Source organism: Escherichia sp. MOD1-EC4550 (genome assembly GCF_963876935.1).
GTDB lineage: Bacteria > Pseudomonadota > Gammaproteobacteria > Enterobacterales > Enterobacteriaceae > Escherichia > Escherichia coli_F.
On the sequence record NZ_CAWNSE010000015.1, the window covers coordinates 216914 to 242803 of the forward strand.

At 48.9% G+C, this 25890-nt stretch carries 31 protein-coding genes and 3 tRNA genes; 26 read left to right on the forward strand and 8 right to left on the reverse strand.

Going from position 1 to position 25890, the window contains the following annotated elements; all coding sequences use genetic code 11:
- Positions 1 to 213 precede the first annotated feature (213 nt).
- From fliA to sdiA, 7 genes are all read left to right on the forward strand, one after another.
- Entirely contained in the window at positions 214 to 933 is a 720-nt protein-coding gene (gene fliA, locus AACU19_RS12705; RefSeq protein WP_001087467.1) for an RNA polymerase sigma factor FliA, read from the forward strand.
- 45 nt (positions 934 to 978) lie between these two features.
- Entirely contained in the window at positions 979 to 1530 is a 552-nt protein-coding gene (gene fliZ, locus AACU19_RS12710; protein ID WP_001445638.1) for a flagella biosynthesis regulatory protein FliZ, read from the forward strand.
- An 87-nt stretch (positions 1531 to 1617) separates the two neighbouring features.
- Positions 1618 to 2418 (forward strand): cystine ABC transporter substrate-binding protein, encoded by an 801-nt coding sequence (gene tcyJ, locus AACU19_RS12715; RefSeq protein ID WP_001353139.1) that lies wholly within the window; start codon positions 1618 to 1620, stop codon positions 2416 to 2418.
- Between the two features lie 104 nt (positions 2419 to 2522).
- Complete coding sequence (gene dcyD / locus AACU19_RS12720; protein WP_001128215.1) at positions 2523 to 3509, forward strand: D-cysteine desulfhydrase; 987 nt, start codon at positions 2523 to 2525, stop codon at positions 3507 to 3509.
- A gap of 14 nt (positions 3510 to 3523) precedes the next feature.
- On the forward strand, positions 3524 to 4192 hold the full coding sequence (tcyL, locus tag AACU19_RS12725; RefSeq protein WP_001158220.1) for a cystine ABC transporter permease: 669 nt from the start codon (positions 3524 to 3526) through the stop codon (positions 4190 to 4192).
- Positions 4189 to 4941: an L-cystine ABC transporter ATP-binding protein TcyN gene (gene tcyN, locus AACU19_RS12730; protein WP_105278981.1), complete on the forward strand. Its 753-nt coding sequence runs from the start codon at positions 4189 to 4191 to the stop codon at positions 4939 to 4941. Before tcyL ends, tcyN begins: the two co-directional genes overlap by 4 nt.
- Before the next feature lie 229 nt (positions 4942 to 5170).
- Entirely contained in the window at positions 5171 to 5893 is a 723-nt protein-coding gene (gene sdiA, locus AACU19_RS12735) for a transcriptional regulator SdiA (RefSeq protein WP_001154281.1), read from the forward strand.
- Positions 5894 to 5959: 66 nt separating this feature from the next.
- Here the strand turns inward: sdiA and yecF are convergent, their stop codons facing one another.
- The 3 genes from yecF to AACU19_RS12750 are packed head-to-tail and all read right to left on the reverse strand — an operon-like array spanning position 5960 to position 6501.
- Positions 5960 to 6184: a DUF2594 family protein YecF gene (gene yecF, locus AACU19_RS12740; protein WP_000106474.1), complete on the reverse strand. Its 225-nt coding sequence runs from the start codon at positions 6182 to 6184 to the stop codon at positions 5960 to 5962.
- A complete protein-coding gene (yecU, locus tag AACU19_RS12745; RefSeq protein WP_001302050.1) occupies positions 6171 to 6347 on the reverse strand; it encodes a protein YecU in 177 nt (58 codons plus the stop codon). Before yecU ends, yecF begins: the two co-directional genes overlap by 14 nt.
- A 37-nt stretch (positions 6348 to 6384) precedes the next feature.
- The gene (locus AACU19_RS12750; RefSeq protein WP_001302039.1) at positions 6385 to 6501 is read right to left on the reverse strand and encodes a hypothetical protein; all 117 of its coding nucleotides are present in this window, start codon (positions 6499 to 6501) and stop codon (positions 6385 to 6387) included.
- Between the two features lie 141 nt (positions 6502 to 6642).
- Between AACU19_RS12750 and uvrY the strand changes: the two genes are divergently transcribed.
- From uvrY to yecA, 7 genes are all read left to right on the forward strand, one after another.
- Positions 6643 to 7299 carry a UvrY/SirA/GacA family response regulator transcription factor gene (gene uvrY, locus AACU19_RS12755; RefSeq protein ID WP_000611328.1) on the forward strand — a complete coding sequence of 219 codons (657 nt, stop codon included), beginning with the start codon at positions 6643 to 6645 and terminating at the stop codon, positions 7297 to 7299.
- Positions 7296 to 9128 (forward strand): excinuclease ABC subunit UvrC, encoded by a 1833-nt coding sequence (gene uvrC, locus AACU19_RS12760; protein ID WP_001283421.1) that lies wholly within the window; start codon positions 7296 to 7298, stop codon positions 9126 to 9128. Before uvrY ends, uvrC begins: the two co-directional genes overlap by 4 nt.
- 56 nt (positions 9129 to 9184) lie before the next feature.
- Complete coding sequence (pgsA, locus tag AACU19_RS12765) at positions 9185 to 9733, forward strand: CDP-diacylglycerol--glycerol-3-phosphate 3-phosphatidyltransferase (protein WP_001160187.1); 549 nt, start codon at positions 9185 to 9187, stop codon at positions 9731 to 9733.
- A gap of 151 nt (positions 9734 to 9884) precedes the next feature.
- Positions 9885 to 9960: transfer RNA gene (locus AACU19_RS12770), tRNA-Gly, on the forward strand.
- Between the two features lie 54 nt (positions 9961 to 10014).
- A tRNA-Cys gene (locus AACU19_RS12775) sits at positions 10015 to 10088 on the forward strand.
- A gap of 12 nt (positions 10089 to 10100) precedes the next feature.
- Positions 10101 to 10187, forward strand: a tRNA-Leu gene (locus AACU19_RS12780).
- Positions 10188 to 10382: 195 nt separating this feature from the next.
- Positions 10383 to 11048 (forward strand): UPF0149 family protein YecA, encoded by a 666-nt coding sequence (gene yecA / locus AACU19_RS12785; protein ID WP_000847882.1) that lies wholly within the window; start codon positions 10383 to 10385, stop codon positions 11046 to 11048.
- A 49-nt stretch (positions 11049 to 11097) separates the two neighbouring features.
- Here the strand turns inward: yecA and tyrP are convergent, their stop codons facing one another.
- Positions 11098 to 12309: a tyrosine transporter TyrP gene (gene tyrP / locus AACU19_RS12790; RefSeq protein WP_000797564.1), complete on the reverse strand. Its 1212-nt coding sequence runs from the start codon at positions 12307 to 12309 to the stop codon at positions 11098 to 11100.
- Positions 12310 to 12499: 190 nt separating this feature from the next.
- Between tyrP and AACU19_RS12795 the strand changes: the two genes are divergently transcribed.
- Positions 12500 to 12739 (forward strand): YecH family metal-binding protein, encoded by a 240-nt coding sequence (locus AACU19_RS12795; protein WP_000377231.1) that lies wholly within the window; start codon positions 12500 to 12502, stop codon positions 12737 to 12739.
- Between the two features lie 37 nt (positions 12740 to 12776).
- Here the strand turns inward: AACU19_RS12795 and ftnA are convergent, their stop codons facing one another.
- Together ftnA and AACU19_RS12805 are read right to left on the reverse strand one after the other, a co-directional pair.
- Positions 12777 to 13274: a non-heme ferritin gene (ftnA, locus tag AACU19_RS12800; RefSeq protein WP_000917208.1), complete on the reverse strand. Its 498-nt coding sequence runs from the start codon at positions 13272 to 13274 to the stop codon at positions 12777 to 12779.
- Between the two features lie 171 nt (positions 13275 to 13445).
- Positions 13446 to 13769 carry a YecR-like lipofamily protein gene (locus AACU19_RS12805; RefSeq protein ID WP_001237859.1) on the reverse strand — a complete coding sequence of 108 codons (324 nt, stop codon included), beginning with the start codon at positions 13767 to 13769 and terminating at the stop codon, positions 13446 to 13448.
- 263 nt (positions 13770 to 14032) lie between these two features.
- Between AACU19_RS12805 and azuC the strand changes: the two genes are divergently transcribed.
- On the forward strand, positions 14033 to 14119 hold the full coding sequence (azuC, locus tag AACU19_RS12810) for a stress response protein AzuC (protein WP_010723106.1): 87 nt from the start codon (positions 14033 to 14035) through the stop codon (positions 14117 to 14119).
- A 114-nt stretch (positions 14120 to 14233) separates the two neighbouring features.
- On the forward strand, positions 14234 to 14485 hold the full coding sequence (yecJ, locus tag AACU19_RS12815) for a DUF2766 family protein YecJ (RefSeq protein WP_000082120.1): 252 nt from the start codon (positions 14234 to 14236) through the stop codon (positions 14483 to 14485).
- A 79-nt stretch (positions 14486 to 14564) separates the two neighbouring features.
- Here yecJ and AACU19_RS12820 read toward each other — a convergent pair whose 3' ends face one another.
- Positions 14565 to 15068, reverse strand: a complete 504-nt coding sequence (locus AACU19_RS12820; protein WP_105278983.1) for a non-heme ferritin-like protein — start codon at positions 15066 to 15068, stop codon at positions 14565 to 14567.
- Between the two features lie 796 nt (positions 15069 to 15864).
- Here AACU19_RS12820 and araF point away from each other — a divergent pair.
- From araF to otsA, 5 genes are all read left to right on the forward strand, one after another.
- The gene (araF, locus tag AACU19_RS12825; protein ID WP_105278984.1) at positions 15865 to 16854 is read left to right on the forward strand and encodes an arabinose ABC transporter substrate-binding protein AraF; all 990 of its coding nucleotides are present in this window, start codon (positions 15865 to 15867) and stop codon (positions 16852 to 16854) included.
- 69 nt (positions 16855 to 16923) lie between these two features.
- Positions 16924 to 18438 (forward strand): arabinose ABC transporter ATP-binding protein AraG, encoded by a 1515-nt coding sequence (gene araG, locus AACU19_RS12830; RefSeq protein ID WP_001187819.1) that lies wholly within the window; start codon positions 16924 to 16926, stop codon positions 18436 to 18438.
- 14 nt (positions 18439 to 18452) lie between these two features.
- Positions 18453 to 19439, forward strand: coding sequence for an arabinose ABC transporter permease AraH (gene araH, locus AACU19_RS12835; protein ID WP_105278985.1), 987 nt, complete (start codon positions 18453 to 18455; stop codon positions 19437 to 19439).
- Between the two features lie 166 nt (positions 19440 to 19605).
- Positions 19606 to 20406 carry a trehalose-phosphatase gene (otsB, locus tag AACU19_RS12840; protein ID WP_001353142.1) on the forward strand — a complete coding sequence of 267 codons (801 nt, stop codon included), beginning with the start codon at positions 19606 to 19608 and terminating at the stop codon, positions 20404 to 20406.
- Positions 20381 to 21805 (forward strand): alpha,alpha-trehalose-phosphate synthase, encoded by a 1425-nt coding sequence (otsA, locus tag AACU19_RS12845; protein WP_039020709.1) that lies wholly within the window; start codon positions 20381 to 20383, stop codon positions 21803 to 21805. Before otsB ends, otsA begins: the two co-directional genes overlap by 26 nt.
- 6 nt (positions 21806 to 21811) lie before the next feature.
- On the opposite strand, the gene uspC is transcribed toward otsA, so the two are convergent.
- Positions 21812 to 22240 carry a universal stress protein UspC gene (gene uspC, locus AACU19_RS12850; protein WP_105278986.1) on the reverse strand — a complete coding sequence of 143 codons (429 nt, stop codon included), beginning with the start codon at positions 22238 to 22240 and terminating at the stop codon, positions 21812 to 21814.
- Positions 22241 to 23021: 781 nt separating this feature from the next.
- Here uspC and flhD point away from each other — a divergent pair.
- The 4 genes from flhD (at position 23022) to motB (ending at position 25890) form a co-directional block, all read left to right on the forward strand.
- The gene (gene flhD / locus AACU19_RS12855) at positions 23022 to 23372 is read left to right on the forward strand and encodes a flagellar transcriptional regulator FlhD (protein WP_001295647.1); all 351 of its coding nucleotides are present in this window, start codon (positions 23022 to 23024) and stop codon (positions 23370 to 23372) included.
- A gap of 2 nt (positions 23373 to 23374) precedes the next feature.
- Positions 23375 to 23953, forward strand: a complete 579-nt coding sequence (gene flhC / locus AACU19_RS12860; protein WP_001291603.1) for a flagellar transcriptional regulator FlhC — start codon at positions 23375 to 23377, stop codon at positions 23951 to 23953.
- A 126-nt stretch (positions 23954 to 24079) separates the two neighbouring features.
- Positions 24080 to 24967: a flagellar motor stator protein MotA gene (motA, locus tag AACU19_RS12865; protein WP_000906336.1), complete on the forward strand. Its 888-nt coding sequence runs from the start codon at positions 24080 to 24082 to the stop codon at positions 24965 to 24967.
- Positions 24964 to 25890, forward strand: coding sequence for a flagellar motor protein MotB (gene motB / locus AACU19_RS12870; RefSeq protein ID WP_000795625.1), 927 nt, complete (start codon positions 24964 to 24966; stop codon positions 25888 to 25890). The genes motA and motB overlap by 4 nt, the downstream gene beginning before the upstream one ends.

A 25890-nucleotide genomic window follows, 5' to 3' on the forward strand; every position in this document is an offset into this window, starting at 1 on the left:
TTGTAGGCCGGATAAGGCGTTTACGCCGCATCCGGCAACATGAATGGTAATTTGCCAGCAACGTGCTTCCCCGCCACCGGCGGGGTTTTTTCTGTCCGCAATTTACCGGTAACCCCCAAATAACCCCTCATTTCACCCACTAATCGTCCGATTAAAAACCCTGCAGAAACGGATAATCATGCCGATAACTCATATAACGCAGGGCTGTTTATCGTGAATTCACTCTATACCGCTGAAGGTGTAATGGATAAACACTCGCTGTGGCAGCGTTATGTCCCGCTGGTGCGTCACGAAGCATTGCGCCTGCAGGTTCGACTGCCCGCGAGCGTGGAACTTGACGATCTGCTACAGGCGGGCGGCATTGGGTTACTTAATGCCGTCGAACGCTATGACGCCCTACAAGGAACGGCATTTACAACTTACGCAGTGCAGCGTATCCGTGGCGCTATGCTGGATGAACTTCGCAGCCGTGACTGGGTGCCGCGCAGCGTGCGACGCAACGCGCGTGAAGTGGCACAGGCAATAGGGCAACTGGAGCAGGAACTTGGCCGCAACGCCACGGAAACTGAGGTAGCGGAACGTTTAGGGATCGATATTGCCGACTATCGCCAAATGTTGCTCGACACCAATAACAGCCAGCTCTTCTCCTACGATGAGTGGCGCGAAGAGCACGGCGATAGCATTGAACTGGTTACTGATGATCATCAGCGAGAAAACCCGCTACAACAACTGCTGGACAGTAATCTGCGCCAGCGGGTGATGGAAGCTATCGAAACGTTGCCGGAGCGCGAAAAACTGGTATTAACCCTCTATTATCAGGAAGAGCTGAATCTTAAAGAGATTGGCGCGGTGCTGGAGGTCGGGGAATCGCGGGTCAGTCAGTTACACAGCCAGGCCATTAAACGGTTACGCACTAAACTGGGTAAGTTATAACGTCAGTAAATGCCGCACTTTAATTTTGACTACCAGGAGTTCTTAATGATGGTGCAGCACCTGAAAAGACGGCCATTAAGCCGCTATCTTAAAGACTTTAAACACAGCCAGACCCATTGCGCGCATTGCCGTAAATTACTCGACCGCATTACCCTCGTTCGCGACGGCAAAATAGTGAATAAAATCGAGATTTCCCGCCTGGACATGCTGCTTGATGAAAATGGCTGGCAAGTGGAACAAAAATCATGGGCGGCATTGTGCCGATTCTGCGGTGATTTACATTGCAAAACGCAGAGTGATTTTTTCGATATTATCGGCTTTAAGCAATTTCTTTTTGAGCAAACTGAAATGAGCCCAGGTACGGTGCGTGAATATGTCGTTCGTCTGCGCCGTTTGGGTAATCATCTACACGAGCAAAATATTTCCCTCGAACAGCTGCAGGACGGTTTCCTTGATGAAATCCTCGCCCCGTGGCTGCCCACTACCAGCACCAACAATTACCGCATTGCGTTACGGAAGTATCAACACTATCAGCGTCAAACGTGTACCGGACTTGTGCAGAAATCCTCCAGCCTGCCTGCTTCTGATATATATTAAATAAGAATAAGATGTAGCGGAGTTGTTTTTGTGTTTACAAACAATGGCTCTACACTGCAAACAGACATAACAACATTCGGGGTGAATATGAAATTAGCACATCTGGGACGTCAGGCATTGATGGGTGTGATGGCCGTGGCGCTGGTTGCGGGCATGAGCGTTAAAAGTTTTGCAGATGAAGGTCTGCTTAATAAAGTCAAAGAGCGCGGCACGCTGCTGGTAGGGCTGGAAGGAACTTATCCGCCGTTCAGTTTTCAGGGGGATGACGGCAAATTAACCGGTTTTGAAGTGGAATTCGCCCAACAGCTGGCAAAACATCTTGGCGTTGAGGCGTCACTAAAACCGACCAAATGGGACGGTATGCTGGCGTCGCTGGACTCTAAACGCATTGATGTGGTGATTAACCAGGTCACCATTTCTGACGAGCGCAAGAAAAAATACGATTTCTCTACCCCGTACACCATTTCCGGTATTCAGGCGCTGGTGAAAAAAGGTAACGAAGGCAGCATTAAAACGGCTGATGATCTGAAAGGCAAAAAAGTGGGTGTCGGTCTGGGCACCAACTATGAAGAGTGGCTGCGCCAAAATGTTCAGGGCGTCGATGTGCGTACCTATGATGATGACCCGACCAAATATCAGGATCTGCGCGTAGGCCGTATTGATGCGATCCTCGTTGACCGTCTGGCTGCGCTGGATCTGGTGAAGAAAACCAACGATACGCTGGCAGTAACCGGTGAAGCATTCTCCCGTCAGGAGTCTGGCGTAGCGCTGCGTAAAGGAAATGAAGACCTGCTGAAAGCGGTGAATGATGCAATTGCGGAAATGCAAAAAGATGGCACTCTGCAAGCCCTTTCTGAAAAATGGTTTGGTGCTGATGTGACCAAATAATCAGCATAATGACAAAAAAGGGCGCTTTCACTAGCGCCTTTTTTATTTACGCGTTTTCAGCGTGCATAATAAGAAAATCACAACAACACACATCGGAGGCTGTTATGCCACTGCATAATTTAACCCGTTTTCCACGGCTGGAATTTATCGGCGCGCCAACGCCGCTCGAATATCTGCCACGCTTTTCTGATTATCTTGGACGGGAAATTTTCATCAAACGGGATGACGTCACCCCCATGGCAATGGGCGGCAATAAATTACGTAAGCTGGAATTTCTTGCGGCAGATGCTCTGCGCGAAGGTGCCGATACGCTGATTACTGCCGGGGCGATCCAGTCTAACCATGTGCGCCAGACTGCCGCAGTCGCTGCGAAACTCGGTCTGCACTGCGTGGCGCTGCTGGAAAATCCTATTGGCACAACCGCAGAAAACTATTTAACCAACGGCAATCGTTTGTTGCTGGATCTGTTCAATACCCAGATTGAAATGTGCGACGCACTGACCGATCCCAATGCCCAACTGGAAGAGCTGGCGACGCGAGTCGAAGCACAAGGCTTTCGCCCGTATGTCATTCCGGTTGGCGGTTCTAATGCTTTGGGTGCGCTGGGTTATGTGGAGAGTGCGCTGGAAATCGCGCAACAGTGTGAAGGGGCGGTTAATATTTCGTCGGTGGTGGTCGCGTCGGGCAGTGCCGGAACTCACGCCGGACTGGCTGTTGGGCTGGAACACCTGATGCCTGAAAGCGAACTGATTGGCGTGACCGTGTCGCGTTCCGTTGCCGATCAATTGCCGAAAGTGGTTAACCTCCAACAGGCGATTGCGAAAGAACTGGAGCTGACCGCATCAGCGGAAATTTTACTCTGGGATGACTATTTTGCACCTGGCTACGGCGTGCCGAACGACGAAGGCATGGAAGCAGTGAAATTGCTGGCGCGGCTGGAAGGCATTCTGCTTGATCCTGTGTATACCGGAAAAGCGATGGCGGGGCTGATTGACGGTATCAGTCAGAAACGCTTCAAAGATGAAGGGCCGATTCTGTTTATTCATACCGGCGGCGCGCCTGCGCTGTTCGCCTATCATCCCCACGTTTAGCTCCGGAAACGCTCATGCAAGAAAGTATACAACTGGTTATTGATTCCTTGCCGTTCCTGCTGAAAGGGGCTGGGTATACGCTGCAACTCAGTATCGGCGGCATGTTTTTTGGCTTACTGCTAGGGTTTATTCTCGCGCTGATGCGCCTTTCGCCAATCTGGCCCGTGCGCTGGCTGGCGCGTTTTTATATCTCTATTTTTCGTGGTACGCCACTCATCGCACAACTGTTTATGATCTATTACGGCTTGCCGCAGTTTGGCATCGAACTAGATCCCATTCCGTCAGCAATGATTGGTCTGTCGCTAAACACTGCCGCCTATGCTGCCGAAACGCTGCGCGCCGCCATTTCTTCTATTGATAAAGGTCAGTGGGAAGCTGCTGCCAGTATTGGTATGACGCCGTGGCAGACCATGCGTCGCGCGATTTTGCCACAGGCGGCGCGAGTGGCGTTGCCGCCGCTGTCGAACAGCTTTATCAGCCTGGTAAAAGATACGTCGCTGGCCGCGACAATCCAGGTGCCGGAGCTGTTCCGTCAGGCGCAGTTGATTACCTCGCGTACGCTGGAGGTGTTCACCATGTATCTGGCGGCTTCGCTCATCTACTGGATCATGGCGACAGTGTTATCGACGTTGCAGAACCATTTTGAGAATCAACTTAATCGCCAGGAGAGAGAACCAAAATGAGTGCCATTGAAGTTAAGAACCTGGTGAAAAAATTCCACGGTCAGACGGTGCTGCACGGTATCGACCTTGAGGTGAAGCCTGGCGAAGTAGTGGCAATTATCGGTCCGAGTGGTTCCGGCAAAACCACGTTGCTACGCAGCATAAATCTGCTGGAACAACCGGAAGCGGGAACCATTACCGTTGGCGATATCACCATTGATACTGCACGTTCATTAAGTCAGCAAAAATCGCTGATTCGCCAGTTGCGTCAGCACGTCGGGTTTGTCTTCCAGAACTTTAATTTGTTTCCGCATCGTACGGTGCTGGAAAACATTATTGAAGGGCCGGTGATCGTCAAAGGCGAACCGAAAGAAGAGGCCACGGCGCGCGCTCGCGAGCTGTTGGCGAAAGTTGGGCTGGCAGGTAAAGAAACCAGCTATCCACGTCGTTTGTCTGGCGGTCAACAGCAGCGTGTCGCGATTGCGCGAGCGCTGGCTATGCGTCCTGAGGTGATTTTGTTTGACGAGCCAACGTCGGCGCTGGATCCAGAGCTGGTGGGCGAAGTCCTGAACACCATCCGTCAGCTGGCGCAGGAAAAGCGCACGATGGTGATTGTGACGCACGAAATGAGCTTTGCCCGGGATGTTGCGGACCGGGCGATCTTTATGGACCAGGGGCGGATAGTCGAGCAGGGGGCCGCAAAAGCGTTATTTGCCGATCCTCAGCTGCCTCGCACTAGCCAGTTCCTCGAGAAGTTTCTGCTGCAATAATAAGAAAAAATCAGCCCCGACGATTTACCAGTCGGGGCGGGACGCCACTTCAAACGTGATAAAACTGCTTAACAAATCAGCATAACTTATTAATAACATAAGAGAATGCGATGGCTTGCAAAAGTAATTCATTGCCTGAATAATATAAATTATATATAAATCTTATTTATGTGATAGTTTGAATTATCATTATAAATGATACTCACTCTCAGGGGCGTTGCGGTTTACTATGCAGGATACGGATTTTTTCAGCTGGCGTCGCACGATGCTGTTGCGTTTTCAGAGGATGGAGGCCGCAGAAGAGGTCTACCATGAAATAGAGCTTCAGGCTCAGCAGCTGGAGTACGATTACTATTCGTTATGTGTTCGCCACCCGGTACCATTCACGCGACCTAAAGTAGCTTTCTACACCAATTACCCTGAGTCGTGGGTGAGTTATTATCAGGCAAAAAACTTTCTCGCCATTGATCCTGTGCTGAACCCTGAAAACTTTAGTCAGGGCCATTTAATGTGGAATGATGACTTATTCAGCGAAGCACAGCCATTATGGGAAGCCGCGCGCGCACATGGTTTACGCCGCGGTGTCACTCAGTATTTAATGCTGCCAAATCGGGCGCTGGGCTTTTTGTCCTTTTCCCGTTGCAGCACGCGCGAAATACCCATTCTTAGTGATGAACTGCAATTAAAAATGCAGTTACTGGTGCGCGAAAGTCTGATGGCTCTGATGCGTTTAAATGATGAAATAGTGATGACGCCAGAGATGAATTTCAGCAAGCGCGAAAAAGAAATTCTGAAATGGACGGCGGAAGGGAAGACATCAGCAGAGATAGCGATGATTTTGTCAATCTCTGAGAATACGGTCAATTTCCATCAGAAAAACATGCAGAAAAAAATCAATGCACCGAATAAGACCCAGGTTGCCTGTTACGCGGCCGCTACTGGCTTAATTTGATCGCTTTTCTTTCTGCGTGCCAGATGCAAAAACCGGCTGAAAGGCATGCTCTCAGCCGGTTTTATATTACTGACGGTAGGCTTGTTTAATTTGCTTAACCGTTTTGGAAAATACTGCAGCCTGGGTTTCGTCTTCGATCAGCGCAAGCTGTTTTTCCATCTTTAACATCACGCGGCCCGCGTCAGCTTGTCCCATCGCCTGCAGCATCAGCGTCAGCATCGCTTTCAGGCAGGAGACTTCATTTGCCAGTTCTTGATTATTCTCGGCAGTAGAAAAATCAGGCGTACTCATTTATTTTCCTCGTCATGTTGCAATGAAAATTTGCGGTGAAAAATGTTAAGGCGGCGGAGTATACCATAAGCTTTGCTAAAAATAGCAGTGGTTGTTTTTTGAGCGTGCCGTCAACGGTGCTATTAAATGCGTTAATATAATGACCAATAAATATTTTTATCATGAATGTTTTTTGCCCGTATTGTTCGGGTTAATTAATGTTACATATTCAGCGGGCTGATTTTCATTTTTGCTGAATAAAGGTAATTTTTGTCACATTTCGTCGCAGGGCTTACTGTGAAACGATCCGGTAAGCCGTTGGTGACGGGCGTGACCATAACTGTGGACAATCGAATTGACAAAAACGAGAGAAAAATCGAATACCCACCATTTTTAACGTTTCAAAGTTGCAATAAAAACCGCTAATATACGAATGACTAACTATCAGTAGCGTTATCCCTATTTCTGGAGATATTCCTTTGATCAACGTTCTACTTGTTGATGACCACGAACTGGTGCGCGCAGGGATACGACGCATTCTGGAAGATATAAAGGGTATAAAAGTCGTCGGTGAGGCATCGTGCGGTGAAGACGCCGTTAAGTGGTGCCGGGCAAATGCCGTTGACGTGGTGCTAATGGACATGAGTATGCCGGGCATTGGCGGTCTTGAGGCGACGCGTAAAATCGCGCGTTCTACAGCTGATGTAAAAATCATCATGCTTACGGTCCATACAGAAAACCCTTTACCAGCGAAAGTCATGCAGGCCGGTGCTGCGGGCTACCTCAGCAAAGGCGCGGCTCCGCAGGAAGTCGTGAGTGCGATTCGTTCTGTCTATTCTGGGCAGCGTTACATTGCTTCTGACATCGCTCAACAAATGGCGTTAAGCCAGATCGAACCAGAAAAAACAGAAAGCCCATTTGCCAGTTTGTCTGAACGTGAATTGCAGATTATGCTGATGATCACCAAGGGCCAGAAGGTCAATGAGATCTCAGAACAGCTCAATCTCAGTCCGAAAACGGTGAACAGCTACCGCTATCGTATGTTCAGTAAACTAAACATTCATGGCGATGTTGAGCTGACTCACCTGGCAATTCGCCATGGTCTGTGTAATGCGGAGACATTATCAAGTCAGTGAGTGATCAGTTTGACGCAAAAGCGTTTTTAAAAACCGTAACCAGCCAGCCAGGCGTTTATCGCATGTACGATGCTGGTGGTACGGTTATCTATGTCGGCAAAGCGAAAGACCTGAAAAAACGGCTTTCCAGCTATTTCCGTAGCAACCTCGCTTCGCGCAAAACCGAAGCGCTGGTCGCCCAGATCCAGCAAATTGATGTAACGGTTACTCATACAGAAACCGAAGCGCTGTTGCTGGAACACAACTACATCAAACTCTATCAGCCGCGTTACAACGTTTTGCTACGCGATGATAAATCTTATCCTTTTATCTTCCTGAGTGGCGATACCCACCCGCGTCTGGCGATGCATCGTGGTGCGAAGCATGCCAAAGGTGAATATTTCGGCCCGTTCCCGAATGGCTATGCCGTACGTGAAACACTGGCGTTACTGCAAAAGATATTCCCCATTCGCCAGTGCGAAAATAGTGTTTATCGCAATCGCTCGCGTCCGTGTCTGCAATATCAGATAGGGCGCTGTCTGGGACCGTGCGTTGAAGGACTGGTGAGTGAAGAAGAATACGCTCAGCAGGTCGAGTATGTGCGCCTGTTTTTGTCTGGCAAAGATGATCAGGTGCTTACGCAACTCATTAGCCGTATGGAAACTGCCAGCCAGAATCTGGAGTTTGAAGAAGCGGCACGTATTCGCGACCAAATTCAGGCGGTGCGACGCGTCACCGAAAAACAGTTTGTGTCCAATACCGGCGACGACCTTGACGTTATTGGTGTGGCGTTCGATGCGGGCATGGCTTGTGTCCACGTATTGTTCATTCGTCAGGGTAAAGTGCTCGGCAGCCGCAGCTATTTCCCGAAAGTGCCGGGCGGTACGGAACTGAGCGAGGTGGTGGAAACCTTCGTAGGTCAGTTCTATTTACAAGGCAGCCAGATGCGCACCTTACCGGGTGAGATCCTGCTCGATTTTAATCTTAGCGATAAAACGCTGCTCGCCGATTCCCTTTCAGAACTGGCGGGACGCAAGATTAATGTTCAAACCAAACCTCGCGGCGATCGGGCGCGTTATCTGAAACTCGCGCGCACCAATGCGGCGACGGCCTTAACCAGCAAACTTTCGCAGCAATCTACCGTTCACCAGCGACTGACCGCGCTTGCCAGCGTGTTAAAATTGCCGGAAGTGAAGCGGATGGAGTGCTTTGACATCAGCCATACCATGGGTGAACAAACCGTCGCCTCCTGTGTGGTATTTGATGCTAACGGCCCGCTGCGTGCGGAGTATCGGCGCTATAACATTACTGGCATTACGCCGGGCGATGATTATGCGGCGATGAATCAGGTGCTGCGTCGGCGTTATGGTAAAGCCATCGACGACAGTAAGATCCCGGATGTGATTCTTATCGACGGCGGTAAAGGCCAGCTTGCGCAGGCGAAAAATGTCTTCGCCGAACTGGATGTCTCATGGGATAAAAATCATCCGCTGCTACTTGGCGTTGCCAAAGGAGCAGATAGGAAGGCTGGGCTGGAAACGCTGTTCTTTGAGCCGGAAGGTGAGGGATTCAGTTTGCCGCCAGATTCTCCCGCGCTGCATGTTATCCAGCATATTCGCGATGAATCACACGATCACGCGATTGGCGGGCACCGCAAAAAACGGGCGAAGGTTAAAAATACCAGTTCCCTTGAAACCATCGAAGGCGTTGGGCCAAAACGTCGGCAAATGTTGTTGAAATATATGGGCGGTTTGCAAGGTTTACGTAACGCCAGCGTCGAGGAAATTGCAAAAGTGCCGGGTATTTCGCAAGGTCTGGCAGAAAAGATCTTCTGGTCGTTGAAACATTGATGTCTCTGTAGCAACATAGGGGTAATCTTACTGACAACAGATAGTTACCCGTCATTATGCAATTTAATATCCCTACGTTGCTTACACTGTTCCGTGTCATCCTTATCCCATTCTTTGTATTGGTCTTTTATCTACCTGTCACCTGGTCGCCGTTTGCCGCCGCGCTCATTTTCTGCGTCGCGGCGGTGACTGACTGGTTCGATGGTTTTCTGGCACGCCGCTGGAACCAGAGTACCCGGTTTGGTGCTTTCCTTGACCCTGTAGCAGATAAAGTTCTCGTGGCTATCGCCATGGTGCTGGTAACCGAGCATTATCACAGCTGGTGGGTGACATTACCGGCGGCAACGATGATCGCCCGTGAAATTATTATTTCTGCCCTGCGCGAATGGATGGCAGAGTTGGGTAAACGCAGTAGCGTGGCTGTCTCCTGGATTGGGAAAGTGAAAACCACTGCCCAGATGGTAGCGCTGGCCTGGCTGCTGTGGCGTCCGAACATTTGGGTTGAGTACGCCGGTATTGCACTTTTCTTTGTGGCTGCGGTACTGACTCTGTGGTCAATGTTGCAATATTTGAGCGCTGCGCGTGCAGATTTGCTTGATCAGTGATCGTTTCGGCGCAATTTTCAGCAAACGATCAAAAGTGGTGAAAAATATCGTTGACTCATCGCGCCAGGTAAGTAGAATGCAACGCATCGAACGGCGGCACTGATTGCCAGACGATAATAAAATCAAGTGATTAACTGATTGCTTGATGAATGCGGGAATAGCTCAGTTGGTAGAGCACGACCTTGCCAAGGTCGGGGTCGCGAGTTCGAGTCTCGTTTCCCGCTCCAGTTTAAAAGGCATCGGCGTCAAGCGGATGTCTGGCTGAAAGGCCTGAAGAATTTGGCGCGTTAACAAAGCGGTTATGTAGCGGATTGCAAATCCGTCTAGTCCGGTTCGACTCCGGAACGCGCCTCCACTTTCTTCCCGAGCCCGGATGGTGGAATCGGTAGACACAAGGGATTTAAAATCCCTCGGCGTTCGCGCTGTGCGGGTTCAAGTCCCGCTCCGGGTACCATGGGAAAGATAAGAATAAAATCAAAGCAATAAGCAGTGTCGTGAAACCACCTTCGGGTGGTTTTTTTGTACCTGCAACTTGTCGTTACACCCTCCTTAATTTTTAATCACCGGCAAAGCCACTCAAAAAGTATCTCTGATACGGACCGACATGTAAGATAGGTGTTGGCGAGTTGAGATCCACAAGGAAAAGCGTATGAAAACGGGACCGTTAAACGAAAGTGAGTTGGAATGGCTGGACGATATTCTGACCAAATACAACACTGACCACGCCATTCTTGATGTGGCGGAGCTGGACGGTTTATTGACGGCGGTGTTGAGTTCTCCGCAAGAGATTGAACCGGCACAGTGGCTGGTTGCCGTATGGGGTGGGGCTGACTATGTGCCACGCTGGGCGTCAGAGAAAGAGATGACGCGCTTTATGAACCTGGCTTTTCAGCATATGGCCGATACCGCAGAGCGTCTGAACGAATTCCCGGAGCAGTTTGAGCCGTTATTCGGCTTGCGAGAAGTCGATGGCAGCGAGCTGACGATTGTTGAGGAGTGGTGCTTTGGCTATATGCGGGGCGTGGCACTTTCTGACTGGTCAACGTTGCCCGATTCGTTAAAACCGGCGCTGGAGGCGATTGCGCTGCACGGTACTGAGGAAAACTTCGAGCGGGTAGAGAAGATGTCGCCAGAAGCGTTTGAAGAGAGCGTAGATGCCATTCGACTGGCGGCGCTTGATTTACATGCATACTGGATGGCGCATCCGCAGGAAAAAGCTGTTCAGCAACCGATCAAAGCAGAAGAGAAACCGGGTCGTAACGATCCTTGTCCGTGCGGCAGTGGTAAGAAATTTAAGCAGTGCTGCCTGCATTAAGAGGTCAAATTGGGTGTCAGCGTTAATTCTGGCACCCAATAAGATCTAATCATCCCACTTCTGGTAACAAGCCTGCCGCAATCAAAAATTGCACGCCAATCACAGCAATACCACAGAGAAACACCACCACCAGCGCCGGACGACCACCTTTCACCCGGTAACCCGCCTGAGGATTGTGCTTTCTGCTTTGCCAGGTCAACAGCGAAGGGATAATCAATGCCAGTACCGCCAGCGCCACACCGGCGTAACCCAGCGCCATTACAAATCCTCGTGGATAAAACAGTGCAAACGCTAACGGCGGCAGAAAGGTAATTGCACCAGTTTGCAATCGTCCACCAACGGTATTTGAACGCTGAAACAAATCTGCCAGATAATCAAATAAACCTAACGCAACGCCGAGGAATGACGTGGCGAGGGCTAAATCAGCAAATAAATGCACCGCCAGCTCAACATGCGGAGAGGCCACCATTTCGCGTAACGCCTGTAACAGCCCGTTTAATCCGGCATGATTAGCCAGCAATCCCATAAAGGTTGTTGAATCAATGCTGCCAAGCGTCGCCAGCTGCCAGAAAATATATGCCACCAGGGGGATCGCACTACCGGTTATAAACACCCAGCGTAGCTTACGAATATTGCCATCCATATAACTGACAATGCTCGGCACGCTACCGTGAAAACCAAACGACGTAAAAATCACTGGGATTGCAGACAGTGCCAGCCCCTGTTGCAACGGCAGGGTTAAAAGATTCACCTTATGAATATGCGGAAGTAGCAGTACCAGCATCACCACCAGAAAAATAATTTTGGCGCTGAACAGAAAACGGTTAAATAAATCGACCAGCGAAGTTCCGACACAAACCACGCCACCGGCAACAAAAGTGAACAACAGCACGCCAGCGGTTGCCGACATTGAAATACCTGTCCAGTCGCTGATGCTGGAAGCCAACAATTCACCAGCACCGCTGATGTATGCCGCAGTCAGAGCATACATTAAGAACATCATACTGAAGCCCGTCAGCCACTGACCGTAGCGTCCCAGATAGCGTTTTGCCAGCGTGCCCAGACCGGTATCTGCCGGGACATGCTGGTACACCTCCAGTAGTAATAGCGCCGTGTAGCACATCAACGCCCAAAGCCCAATCAACAAGATTAACGTGACGCTAAAACCAACACCTGCCGCAGCCAGCGGCATTGCCAGCATGCCTGCGCCAATTGTGGTTCCCGCCACGATAAAAACACTTCCCAGAGTTCTGTTTTTCACGCTTTCTTCTGTCCTGACGATCTTTATGAGTGATATCTGCGGCGCAGGTTAAGGCATAACGGCGGATTCGTCAAACCGGCGTTACATATGGTGTAAATATAAATGTACAATAAAATGCGTTCAGTCCTGCGCTGGCGCAAAGTCTTGGTAAGCGGCAATCGCTACGCTAGCCTTTTTTTGAGGAGGAACGATGGACTCTATTCACGGTCATGAAGTGTTAAATATGATGATTGAATCAGGTGAGCAATATACGCATGCCAGTCTGGAAGCTGCGATTAAAGCGCGTTTTGGTGAACAGGTACGTTTTCACACTTGCTCGGCAGAAGGGATGACAGCGGGAGAGCTGGTAGCGTTTCTGGCAGCAAAAGGCAAATTTATACCTTCGGAAGAAGGTTTTTCGACCGATCAGAGTAAGATTTGCCGTCACTGATTTGAAACGGCGGCAGTAAACCTGCCGCCGGAGAACATTAGTTTTGTGTGTCGAGGGTAGAGAGTTCTTTGTCGATAAAATACAAACCTTCGCCGCTTTTGCCTGCAAGGCTTAATTTATCAATAATCGATTTGAACAGTTTCTCTTCTTCATGCTGCTCAGAAACATACCATTGCAGGAAATTAAATGTTGGGTAGTCCTGATTGGTCATTGCAGCATGAGCCAGTTCGTTAATTTTCTGCGTGATTAATTGTTCGTGTTTATAGGTTTCCTGGAATAATTCATCAAGTGAGGAATATTCAGCAAACGGAGATTCAACGGTATTAATACGCGGTAAGTTGCCGGTATCAGTCAGATAATCAAACAGACGCTGCATATGCGTCATCTCTTCCTGGGCGTGGCGGCGCAGGAACGCGGCAGCACCTTCGAAGGTATGATAGCTGCACCAGGCGCTCATTTGCTGATAAAGCAGTGAAGAGTACAGTTCCAGGTTCATCTGCTCATTAAGTTTTTCAATCATTTCTGGTTTCAGCATGATAGTGCTCCACAAAGGTTATATTTGTTGCTGTGGCGTCACTATAATTTGTTATTTTATTATTTGCAAAAGGTAAAATATAAACTTCATTTATTAAAAATACGAATGGGAATAAAACGCATTACCGCTATTTATTTAATCAGCGAAGATCCCCCTCGCTGATTAAAACGTTTAGAGAAAGACAGGGAAGGCGGAATGATGGCACTGATATGACAAAGTGAATTCCGTATTCAAACATAAGGAACCCGCAAAGAGGCTACAGTTGCCTACTGGCTGACCAAAGGGGATAGCGTGGGTATAGCCTTCCTGCTGGCATGCGCGATCGGCGATCCCGCGACTGACATAACGATCGGTACGGGCATGCTGCAAAAAAGCCTGATCATAAACCAACCGAACAATACCTGTTGCCGCGTCAACTTCGCCCACATGAGCCTGGCGAGTAACTGTGCACCCCGCCAGCGTTATTAATGAAAGAGTCAGAATCAGAAGTCTCATGGTCCAGCCAGAAGAGTAAAAGAAAGCAGTATTTTACGCGTTACAGCGCTGCGACAATGGCCGGAAAAGACGCCTGGCAGGCGCTATTTCTCGCCATCTGTATGTGTCAGAAATGGGGGGGGCTGCTTTTTGATTATCATTTTTATAACATTAAAGGGGTATATATGTGATTTGCATCACATAAAGATTGATTTTTGTGATGATTGTCATATTATAAGTGCAAAGACAATAACACCTGCATAACAAATAGTCGGAGTGCCGCGATGAAACTGCGCAAGATCCTGAAAAGTATGTTCAATAACTATTGCAAGACGTTCAAAGACGTACCGCCAGGCAATATGTTCCGATAACAAAAAACCTGCTCCGGCAGGTTTTTTTGTGTCCTGATGACGGTGTATGTGACTATCGCTGAAGATGTGAAGCCGCTACTATAACGGCTTTCAAAATGCTATCAGGAGTTTACGATGTCCCAGCCGCTGAATGCCGATCAGGAACTGGTTTCTGATGTGGTTGCTTGCCAGTTGGTTATCAAACAAATTCTCGACGTTCTGGATGTAATCGCGCCCGTTGAAGTTCGCGAAAAAATGTCCAGCCAGCTGAAGAATATCGACTTTACTCACCATCCCGCCGCCGCAGACCCGGTCACCATGCGGGCAATCCAAAAAGCCATCGCGCTGATTGAACTCAAGTTTACCCCACAGGGCGAATCCCATTAAAAAAACCGCTGCTTCAAACAGATGAGGCAGCGGTTTCTCAAAAACTTCATCGGGGCAATGCATTAGCGCCGATGTATGATCAATGCAGCTGGTGTGACACGACATTTAGAACATGTTGGTCGGTCTGCACAGGGCACATACCCGCAAGTTTCGCACTGCGCACTTCATCAAGAATGGTTTGCAGCAATAGGCCATCATGCTGCTGCTCTTTTTCCAGCTCGCGCAGGAAATTGACGGTTGAATCATCATTCAGTTCTTTAGCTTCATCGGCTAACTGTGCCAGCGTGCTTGAACGTTGCTCGTATTCTTCCATCGTTTTTTGGAAAAGTTCTTCCAGTGAGTTCAGTTTTTCACCGGGAACATCAATGGCTTTAACGATGGGAGTAGCGCCGACACTCTTCATAAAGTTAAACATGCGCATCATTTGGGTCACGTTACTCTGTGCCTGTGCGCGAAGGAAAGTGGCGGTGCCGTTCAGACTCTGTTCAGAACACCAGTTACTCAGGTGAAGGTAGAGATTGGATGCGTAAAACTCGCGGTTCATTTGAGAGTTGAGTTTGAGAAGCATTCCAGCGGTTGCCATACCTAATATCCTTATATCCAGAAGTGGAGAGGTGCAAGATAAATCAAAACACCATAATTACTGTTTGCAGAATAATTCCTTTCTGCCGGTCCGAAATGTGATCGTGGAGTCAATTCTGACGATGATCTGAAATAAGAATAACGTCTGAACGGGTATAAGAAAATGCTTAAATCATCAAGTTTATATATTTTTACATTTCATTGATGAAATCAATGTAACTGCAATGAATTTTAATGATGATGCTTTTTGTATCTTGTTGATATTAATAGAGGGATTTGAATTCATGATGAAGCAATGATTTTTTAAAACGTTTTTTCATTTTTGCGATATGGCTCTCAGTATACGTGTTCTGTTAATTAATGAGCACGGTGATAATTAATGGCGAAATGAATGACGCTCATTTTCCACATCTTTGAGTTGCGGTTATTACACCATTTCAAAAACTCAACGCCAGGTAATGCACCCTATTGACTGGTTAAAAAGAAGACATCCCGCATGGGTACCAAAGACAACAAGGATTTCCAGGCTAATCTTATGGATTAATCTGCTGCGTGCTCGGTGATTTGTCTGACAAATAAGCTTTTCCTTATGTCTTTTCCCGCTAAATTTATGCACGTTCTCACTGTAATTCTGCGATGTGATATTGCTCTCCTATGGAGAATTAATTTCTCGCTAAAACTATGTCAACACAGTTACTTATCTTTTAGTTAAAAGGTAATGCTTTGTTTTCCGATTAATTTAACGAAAGTCATTCGTTTTTGCCCTACACAAAACGACACTAAAGCTGGAGAGAACCATGCACAAATTTACTAAAGCCCTGGCAGCCATTGGTCTGGCAGCCGTTATGTCACAATCCGCTATGGCGGAGAACTTGAAGCTCGGTTTCCTGGTGAAGCAACCGGAAGAGCCGTGGTTCCAGACCGAATGGAAGTTTGCCGATAAAGCCGGGAAGGATTTAGGGTTTGAGGTTATTAAGATTGCCGTGCCGGATGGCGAAAAAACATTGAACGCGATCGACAGCCTGGCAGCCAGTGGCGCAAAAGGTTTCGTTATTTGTACTCCGGACCCGAAGCTCGGCTCTGCCATCGTGGCGAAAGCGCGTGGCTACGATATGAAAGTCATTGCCGTGGATGACCAGTTTGTTAACGCCAAAGGCAAGCCAATGGATACCGTTCCGCTGGTGATGATGGCAGCGACCAAAATTGGCGAACGTCAGGGCCAGGAACTGTATAAAGAGATGCAGAAACGTGGCTGGGATGTCAAAGAAAGCGCGGTGATGGCGATTACCTCCAACGAACTGGATACGGCTCGTCGCCGTACTACGGGTTCTATGGATGCGCTGAAAGCTGCAGGATTCCCGGATAAACAAATTTATCAGGTACCTACCAAATCTAACGACATCCCGGGGGCATTTGACGCTGCCAACTCAATGCTGGTTCAACATCCGGAAGTTAAACATTGGCTGATCGTCGGTATGAACGACAGCACCGTGCTGGGCGGCGTACGCGCGACGGAAGGTCAGGGCTTTAAAGCGGCCGATATTATCGGTATCGGTATTAACGGTGTGGATGCGGTGAGCGAACTGTCTAAGGCACAGGCAACCGGCTTCTACGGATCACTGCTGCCAAGCCCGGACGTACATGGTTATAAGTCCAGCGAAATGCTTTACAACTGGGTCGCAAAAGGTGTCGAACCGACCAAATTCACCGAAGTTACCGACGTGGTGTTGATCACGCGTGACAATTTTAAAGAAGAACTGGAGAAAAAAGGGTTAGGCGGTAAGTAATCTGCCGAAAAAATTCCCCTCTGCATGATGCAGAGGGGGTGTGAACGACCAGTGATTCTCGGAGACGTTATGCAACAGTCTACCCCGTATCTCTCATTTCGCGGCATCGGTAAAACGTTTCCCGGCGTTAAGGCGCTGACGGATATTAGTTTTGACTGCTATGCCGGTCAGGTTCATGCGTTGATGGGTGAAAATGGCGCAGGAAAATCAACTCTCTTAAAAATCCTCAGCGGCAACTATGCGCCAACCACGGGTTCTGTAGTGATTAATGGACAAGAAATGTCCTTTTCCGACACGACCGCGGCACTTAACGCGGGTGTGGCGATTATTTATCAGGAACTGCATCTCGTGCCGGAAATGACCGTCGCGGAAAACATCTATCTCGGCCAGCTTCCTCATAAAGGCGGCATAGTGAATCGCTCACTGCTGAATTATGAAGCGGGTTTACAACTTAAGCATCTTGGTATGGATATTGACCCGGATACGCCGCTGAAATATCTCTCTATTGGTCAGTGGCAGATGGTTGAGATTGCCAAAGCGCTGGCGCGTAACGCCAAAATCATCGCCTTTGATGAGCCAACCAGTTCCCTTTCTGCCCGTGAAATCGACAATCTTTTCCGCGTTATTCGTGAACTGCGTAAAGAAGGGCGCGTGATCTTATATGTTTCTCACCGTATGGAAGAAATATTTGCCCTCAGTGATGCCATCACCGTCTTTAAAGATGGGCGTTATGTCAAAACCTTTACCGATATGCAGCAGGTTGATCATGACGCGCTGGTGCAGGCGATGGTCGGGCGCGACATCGGCGATATCTACGGCTGGCAACCGCGTAGTTATGGCGAGGAGCGGCTGCGTCTTGATGCTGTGAAAGCACCAGGCGTGCGTACGCCAATAAGTCTGGCGGTTCGTAGTGGTGAAATTGTCGGTCTGTTTGGTCTGGTGGGGGCCGGGCGCAGTGAATTAATGAAAGGCATGTTTGGCGGGACGCAAATCACCGCCGGTCAGGTTTATATCGACCAACAGCCGATTGATATTCGTAAACCGAGCCACGCTATTGCCGCAGGCATGATGCTCTGCCCGGAAGATCGTAAAGCGGAAGGCATTATTCCTGTGCACTCCGTTCGCGACAATATCAACATCAGTGCCAGACGCAAACATGTGCTCGGCGGTTGTGTAATCAACAACGGTTGGGAAGAAAACAATGCCGATCACCACATTCGTTCGCTCAACATCAAAACGCCGGGCGCAGAGCAACTGATCATGAATCTTTCAGGCGGAAATCAGCAAAAAGCCATTCTGGGCCGCTGGTTATCGGAAGAGATGAAGGTCATTTTGCTGGATGAACCTACGCGCGGCATTGATGTTGGTGCTAAGCATGAAATTTACAACGTGATTTATGCGCTGGCAGCGCAGGGCGTGGCGGTGCTGTTTGCCTCCAGCGACTTACCTGAAGTCCTCGGCGTTGCCGACCGGATTGTGGTGATGCGCGAAGGCGAAATCGCCGGTGAATTGTTACACGAGCAGGCAGATGAGCGTCAGGCATTAAGCCTTGCGATGCCTAAAGTCAGCCAGGCAGTTGCCTGAGTAAGGAGAGTATGATGTCTTCTGTTTCTACATCGGGTTCTGGCGCACCTAAGTCGTCTTTCAGCTTTGGGCGTATCAGGGATCAGTACGGCATGTTGGTGGTGTTTGCTGTGCTTTTTATCGCCTGTGCCATTTTTGTCCCAAATTTTGCCACCTTCATTAATATGAAAGGGTTGGGCCTGGCAATTTCTATGTCGGGGATGGTGGCGTGTGGCATGTTGTTCTGCCTTGCTTCCGGTGACTTTGACCTTTCTGTCGCCTCCGTAATTGCCTGTGCGGGTGTCACCACGGCGGTGGTTATCAACCTGACTGAAAGCCTGTGGATTGGCGTGGCAGCGGGTTTGTTGCTGGGCGTTCTCTGTGGTCTGGTCAATGGCTTTGTTATCGCCAAACTGAAAATAAATGCCCTGATCACGACACTGGCAACGATGCAGATTGTTCGAGGTCTGGCGTACATCATTTCAGACGGTAAAGCGGTCGGTATCGAAGATGAAAGCTTCTTTGCCCTTGGTTACGCCAACTGGTTCGGTCTGCCTGCGCCAATCTGGCTTACCGTCGCGTGTCTGATTGTCTTTGGTTTGCTGTTGAATAAAACCACCTTCGGTCGTAACACCCTGGCGATTGGCGGGAACGAAGAGGCCGCGCGTCTGGCAGGTGTACCGGTTGTTCGCACCAAAATTATTATCTTTGTTCTCTCTGGACTGGTATCAGCGATAGCCGGAATTATTCTGGCTTCACGTATGACCAGTGGGCAGCCAATGACGTCGATTGGCTATGAGCTGATTGTTATCTCCGCCTGCGTTTTAGGTGGCGTTTCTCTGAAAGGTGGCATCGGAAAAATCTCATATGTGGTGGCGGGTATCTTAATTTTAGGTACCGTGGAAAACGCCATGAACCTGCTTAATATTTCTCCTTTCGCCCAGTACGTGGTTCGCGGCTTAATCCTGCTGGCAGCGGTGATCTTTGACCGTTACAAGCAAAAAGCGAAACGTACTGTTTGATGATTTTTTCTGCAACAATTTAGCGTTTTTTCCCACCACAGCCAGCCGCCACAACGGTTGGCTGTTCTTCGTTACAAATGGCGACCCCCGTCACACTGTCTATACTTACATGTCTGTAAAGCGCGTTCTGCGCAACACAATAAGAAAAGAGAAGGAGGAGAACCGGGTGACAGAACCGTTAACCGAAACCCCTGAACTATCCGCGAAATATGCCTGGTTTTTTGATCTCGATGGAACGCTGGCGGAAATTAAACCGCATCCCGATCAGGTGGTCGTGCCTGACAATATTCTGCAAGGACTTCAGCTACTGGCAACCGCAAGTGATGGTGCATTGGCATTGATATCAGGGCGCTCAATGGTAGAGCTTGACGCTTTGGCAAAACCTTATCGTTTCCCGTTAGCGGGCGTGCATGGGGCGGAGCGCCGTGACATCAATGGTAAAACGCATATCGTTCATCTGCCGGATGCGATTGCGCGTGATATTAGCGTGCAACTGCATACGGCTATCGCCCAGCTTCCCGGGGCGGAGCTGGAGACGAAAGGGATGGCCTTTGCGCTGCATTATCGTCAGGCTCCGCAGCATGAAGACGCATTAATGACATTAGCGCAACGTATTACTCAGATCTGGCCACAAATGGCGTTACAGCAGGGAAAGTGTGTTGTCGAGATCAAGCCGCGAGGCACCAGTAAAGGTGAGGCGATTGCTGCCTTTATGCAGGAAGCTCCCTTTATCGGGCGAACGCCGGTATTTCTGGGCGATGATTTAACCGATGAATCTGGCTTCGCTGTCGTTAACCGGCTGGGCGGAATGTCAGTAAAAATTGGCACAGGCGCAACTCAGGCATCATGGCGACTGGCGGGCGTGCCGGATGTCTGGAGCTGGCTTGAAATGATAACCACCGCATTACAACAAAAAAGAGAAAATAACAGGAGTGATGACTATGAGTCGTTTAGTCGTAGTATCTAACCGGATTGCACCACCAGATGAGCACGCCGCCAGTGCCGGTGGCCTTGCCGTTGGCATACTGGGGGCACTGAAAGCCGCAGGTGGACTGTGGTTTGGCTGGAGTGGCGAAACAGGAAATGAGGATCAGCCACTAAAAAAGGTGAAAAAGGGTAACATTACGTGGGCCTCTTTTAACCTCAGCGAACAGGATCTTGACGAATACTACAACCAATTCTCCAATGCCGTTCTCTGGCCTGCTTTTCATTATCGGCTCGATCTGGTGCAATTTCAGCGTCCTGCCTGGGATGGCTACCTACGCGTAAATGCAATGCTGGCAGATAAATTATTGCCGCTCCTGCAAGACGATGACATTATCTGGATCCACGATTATCACCTGTTGCCCTTTGCGCATGAATTACGCAAACGAGGGGTGAATAATCGCATTGGTTTCTTCCTGCATATTCCATTCCCGACGCCGGAAATCTTCAACGCGCTGCCGACATATGACACCTTGCTTGAACAGCTTTGTGATTATGATTTGCTGGGTTTCCAGACGGAGAATGATCGTCTGGCGTTCCTGGATTGCCTTTCTAACCTGACCCGCGTCACGACGCGTAGCGCAAAAAGCCATACGGCGTGGGGCAAAGCGTTTCGAACGGAAGTTTACCCGATCGGCATTGAACCGAAAGAAATAGCGAAACAGGCTGCCGGACCACTGCCGCCAAAACTGGCGCAACTCAAAGCGGAACTGAAAAACGTACAGAACATCTTTTCTGTTGAACGACTGGATTATTCCAAAGGTTTGCCGGAGCGTTTTCTCGCCTATGAAGCGTTACTGGAAAAATATCCGCAACATCACGGTAAAATTCGTTATACCCAGATTGCGCCAACGTCGCGTGGTGATGTGCAAGCCTATCAGGATATTCGTCATCAGCTCGAAAATGAAGCCGGACGAATTAATGGTAAATATGGGCAATTAGGCTGGACGCCGCTTTATTATTTGAATCAGCATTTTGACCGTAAATTACTGATGAAAATATTCCGCTACTCTGACGTGGGCTTAGTGACGCCACTGCGTGACGGGATGAACCTGGTGGCAAAAGAGTATGTTGCCGCTCAGGACCCAGCCAACCCGGGCGTACTTGTTCTTTCGCAATTTGCGGGAGCGGCAAACGAGTTAACGTCGGCGTTAATTGTTAATCCCTACGATCGTGACGAAGTTGCAGCTGCGCTGGATCGTGCATTGACTATGTCGCTGGCGGAACGTATTTCCCGTCATGCAGAAATGCTGGACGTTATCGTGAAAAACGATATTAACCACTGGCAGGAGTGCTTCATTAGCGACCTAAAGCAGATAGTTCCGCGAAGCGCGGAAAGCCAGCAGCGCGATAAAGTTGCTACCTTTCCTAAGCTTGCGTAAGTGCGGTTAATCTCCCGTAAGTGGAACTAACAGCACATCGACCTCACTTGAGGCAATCACTCTTTTCGCCGAGCAGGATGCTCGCGAAAAGAAACTGTGATTGTGATTACCGCAAATCACCAAATCGAAATGATGTTTGCGACAAACCTCCAGAATATGTTCGCTTAACTCACCGTAGGCAATAAACGTCTCGTCAACGGGATACCCCGCATCCTGAATTAACTTATCAAGAAAGCTTTGCGTTTCTTCCTGCATCACGCTGCGTAAATCTTCAAGCATCGGCGCGGCTAATTGATTGTACATTTCCGGGTCGGAAGCGAGAGTAATTAAACTGATGTGTCCCTTTACTGGACTGGCGATAGATACCGCTTTTGCTAGCAGTTGCTGACTTTCCGGTGTAACCGCAACGGCGACAAGAATATTGCTATAGCTCATAACCTGTTCCTTATTCTGTGAACTTCAGGTGACATTAAAGCTTTACTCCTAATGGAGGAAGGACGCAATTCGAACTCAGTCAAACAGGTAAATATTAGCCTGGTTATTAGTAAAAACAATTAATCAATGACGCCCAGCAATCATATAATTTCAATTGTTATTATAAGGAAAAAATGTACTAATTCCCCTTATTAAACAAATGGGTAATATATGTAAAACATTTTGTTAACATTAAGTGGGTTGTTGCCTGTCTTTGCCTTAAATCAGTTTATTGTATTGTAAGTGCCTGTTTGTAAATAGATTGACTGATTTTGCATTAGACCAATTATTTATAGCAGATGATTATTTACGGTGAGTTATTTTAACTGTGCGAAACATCTCATTTCGATTATTACGGTTTCACTTTTGCTTACCATCGGTGTGAAAAACTTTTTAACAGATTGAAATACACCCAAAACAAAAGTATGACTTATACATTTATGTTAAGTAATTGAGTGTTTTATGTGATCTGCATCACACATTATTGAAAATCGCAGTACCCCTCCGTTGTATGTGCGTGTAGTGACGAGTACAGTTGCGTCGATTTAGGAAAAATCTTAGATAAGTGTAAAGTACCCCCTCTATTTGTAAGGACCTATTAAACCCAATAAGGTGGGGCTGTTTTATTGCAGCTTATCGCAACTATTCTAATGCTAATTACTTTTTACCGGGGCTTCCCGGCGACATCACGGGGTGCGGTGATACCGCATAAAAATAAAGTTGGTTATTCTGGGTGGGAATAATGCATACCTCCGAGTTGCTGAAACACATTTATGACATCAACTTGTCATATTTACTACTTGCACAGCGTCTGATTGTTCAGGACAAAGCGTCCGCAATGTTTCGTCTCGGCATAAATGAAGAAATGGCGACAACGTTAGCGGCACTGACTCTTCCGCAAATGGTTAAGCTGGCAGAAACCAATCAACTGGTTTGTCACTTTCGTTTTGACAGCCACCAGACGATTACTCAGTTGACGCAAGATTCCCGCGTTGACGATCTCCAGCAAATTCATACCGGCATCATGCTCTCAACACGCTTGCTGAATGATGTTAATCAGCCTGAAGAAGCGCTGCGCAAGAAAAGGGCGTGATCATGAGTGAAAAAAGCATTGTTCAGGAAGCGCGGGATATTCAGCTGGCAATGGAATTGATCACCCTGGGCGCTCGTTTGCAGATGCTGGAAAGCGAAACACAGTTAAGTCGCGGACGCCTGATAAAACTCTATAAAGAACTGCGCGGAAGCCCACCGCCGAAAGGCATGCTGCCATTCTCAACCGACTGGTTTATGACCTGGGAACAAAACGTTCATGCTTCGATGTTCTGTAACGCATGGCAGTTTTTACTGAAAACCGGCTTGTGTAATGGCGTCGATGCGGTAATCAAAGCCTACCGTTTATACCTTGAACAGTGCCCGCAAGCAGAAGAAGGACCGCTACTGGCATTAACCCGTGCCTGGACATTGGTACGGTTTGTTGAAAGTGGATTACTGCAACTTTCCAGCTGCAACTGCTGCGGCGGCAATTTTATTACCCACGCTCACCAGCCTGTTGGCAGCTTTGCCTGCAGCTTATGTCAGCCGCCATCCCGGGCAGTAAAAAGACGTAAACTTTCCCAGAATCCTGCCGATATTATCCCACAACTGCTGGATGAACAGAGAGTACAGGCTGTTTAACTGATACGGTGTGGCGAAACATTCCAGCAGCGGTAACGACGTACCGCTGCTTTTTTTTGCCCCAATCGCGCGTTAACGTCTGACGACTGAACATCCTGTCATGGTCAACAGTGGAAGGATGATGTCGTGCTTATCTTATTAGGTTACCTGGTTGTTCTCGGTACAGTTTTCGGCGGTTATCTGATGACCGGTGGAAGCCTTGGAGCACTCTATCAACCCGCTGAACTGGTGATTATTGCCGGTGCAGGGATTGGGTCGTTTATCGTCGGCAATAATGGCAAAGCGATTAAAGGCACGCTGAAGGCGCTGCCGTTGCTGTTTCGTCGCTCCAAATACACCAAAGCTATGTATATGGATCTGCTGGCTCTGCTTTATCGGTTGATGGCGAAATCGCGGCAGATGGGGATGTTTTCGCTGGAACGCGATATTGAAAATCCCCGTGAGAGCGAGATCTTCGCCAGCTACCCACGCATCCTTGCGGATAGCGTCATGCTTGATTTTATCGTCGATTATCTGCGTCTGATTATCAGCGGTCACATGAATACCTTCGAAATTGAAGCCCTGATGGATGAAGAGATTGAGACGCACGAAAGCGAAGCAGAAGTCCCGGCGAACAGTCTGGCGTTGGTCGGGGACTCACTTCCGGCGTTTGGTATTGTCGCGGCTGTGATGGGGGTCGTTCACGCGTTAGGTTCAGCCGATCGTCCTGCCGCCGAGCTGGGGGCGCTTATCGCACATGCGATGGTGGGGACTTTCCTCGGTATTTTATTGGCTTACGGATTTATTTCCCCATTAGCGAGTGTTTTACGTCAGAAAAGCGCCGAAACCAGCAAAATGATGCAATGCGTCAAAGTCACACTGCTTTCTAATCTGAACGGTTACGCACCGCCTATCGCCGTTGAGTTTGGTCGCAAAACGCTCTATTCCAGCGAACGTCCGTCGTTTATTGAACTGGAAGAGCATGTGCGTGCGGTGAAAAATCCGCAACAACAGACGACAACCGAGGAAGCATGAAGAATCAAGCGCATCCGATTATTGTCGTCAAACGACGCAAAGCCAAAAGCCACGGGGCAGCACATGGATCGTGGAAGATTGCTTATGCCGACTTTATGACCGCGATGATGGCCTTTTTTCTGGTGATGTGGCTAATCTCCATCTCCAGCCCAAAAGAGCTGATTCAGATTGCGGAGTACTTCCGGACTCCACTGGCGACTGCGGTTACGGGCGGCGATCGCATTTCTAATAGTGAAAGCCCAATTCCCGGTGGGGGTGATGATTACACCCAAAGCCAGGGGGAAGTGAATAAGCAGCCGAACATCGAAGAGCTGAAAAAACGCATGGAGCAAAGTCGATTGCGGAAATTGCGTGGCGATCTCGACCAGTTGATTGAATCCGATCCGAAACTGCGGGCGTTACGTCCACATCTCAAAATCGATCTGGTCCAGGAAGGTCTACGTATTCAGATCATCGATAGCCAGAATCGCCCGATGTTCAGAACCGGCAGTGCCGACGTCGAACCCTATATGCGCGACATTCTGCGCGCCATCGCGCCCGTACTGAACGGTATTCCCAATCGTATAAGCCTCTCGGGTCATACCGATGATTTCCCTTACGCCAGTGGTGAGAAAGGTTACAGCAACTGGGAGCTTTCTGCCGATCGGGCCAATGCATCCCGCCGCGAACTGATGGTTGGCGGATTGGATGGCGGCAAAGTGTTACGTGTCGTCGGCATGGCGGCAACGATGCGCTTAAGCGATCGCGGTCCTGATGATGCTGTCAACCGTCGCATCAGCCTGCTGGTACTGAACAAACAAGCCGAACAGGCCATTTTGCATGAAAACGCCGAAAGCCAGAATGAGCCAGTAAGCGCCCTGGAAAAACCTGAGGTTGCACCACAGGTCAGTGTTCCCACAATGCCATCAGCCGAACCGAGGTGA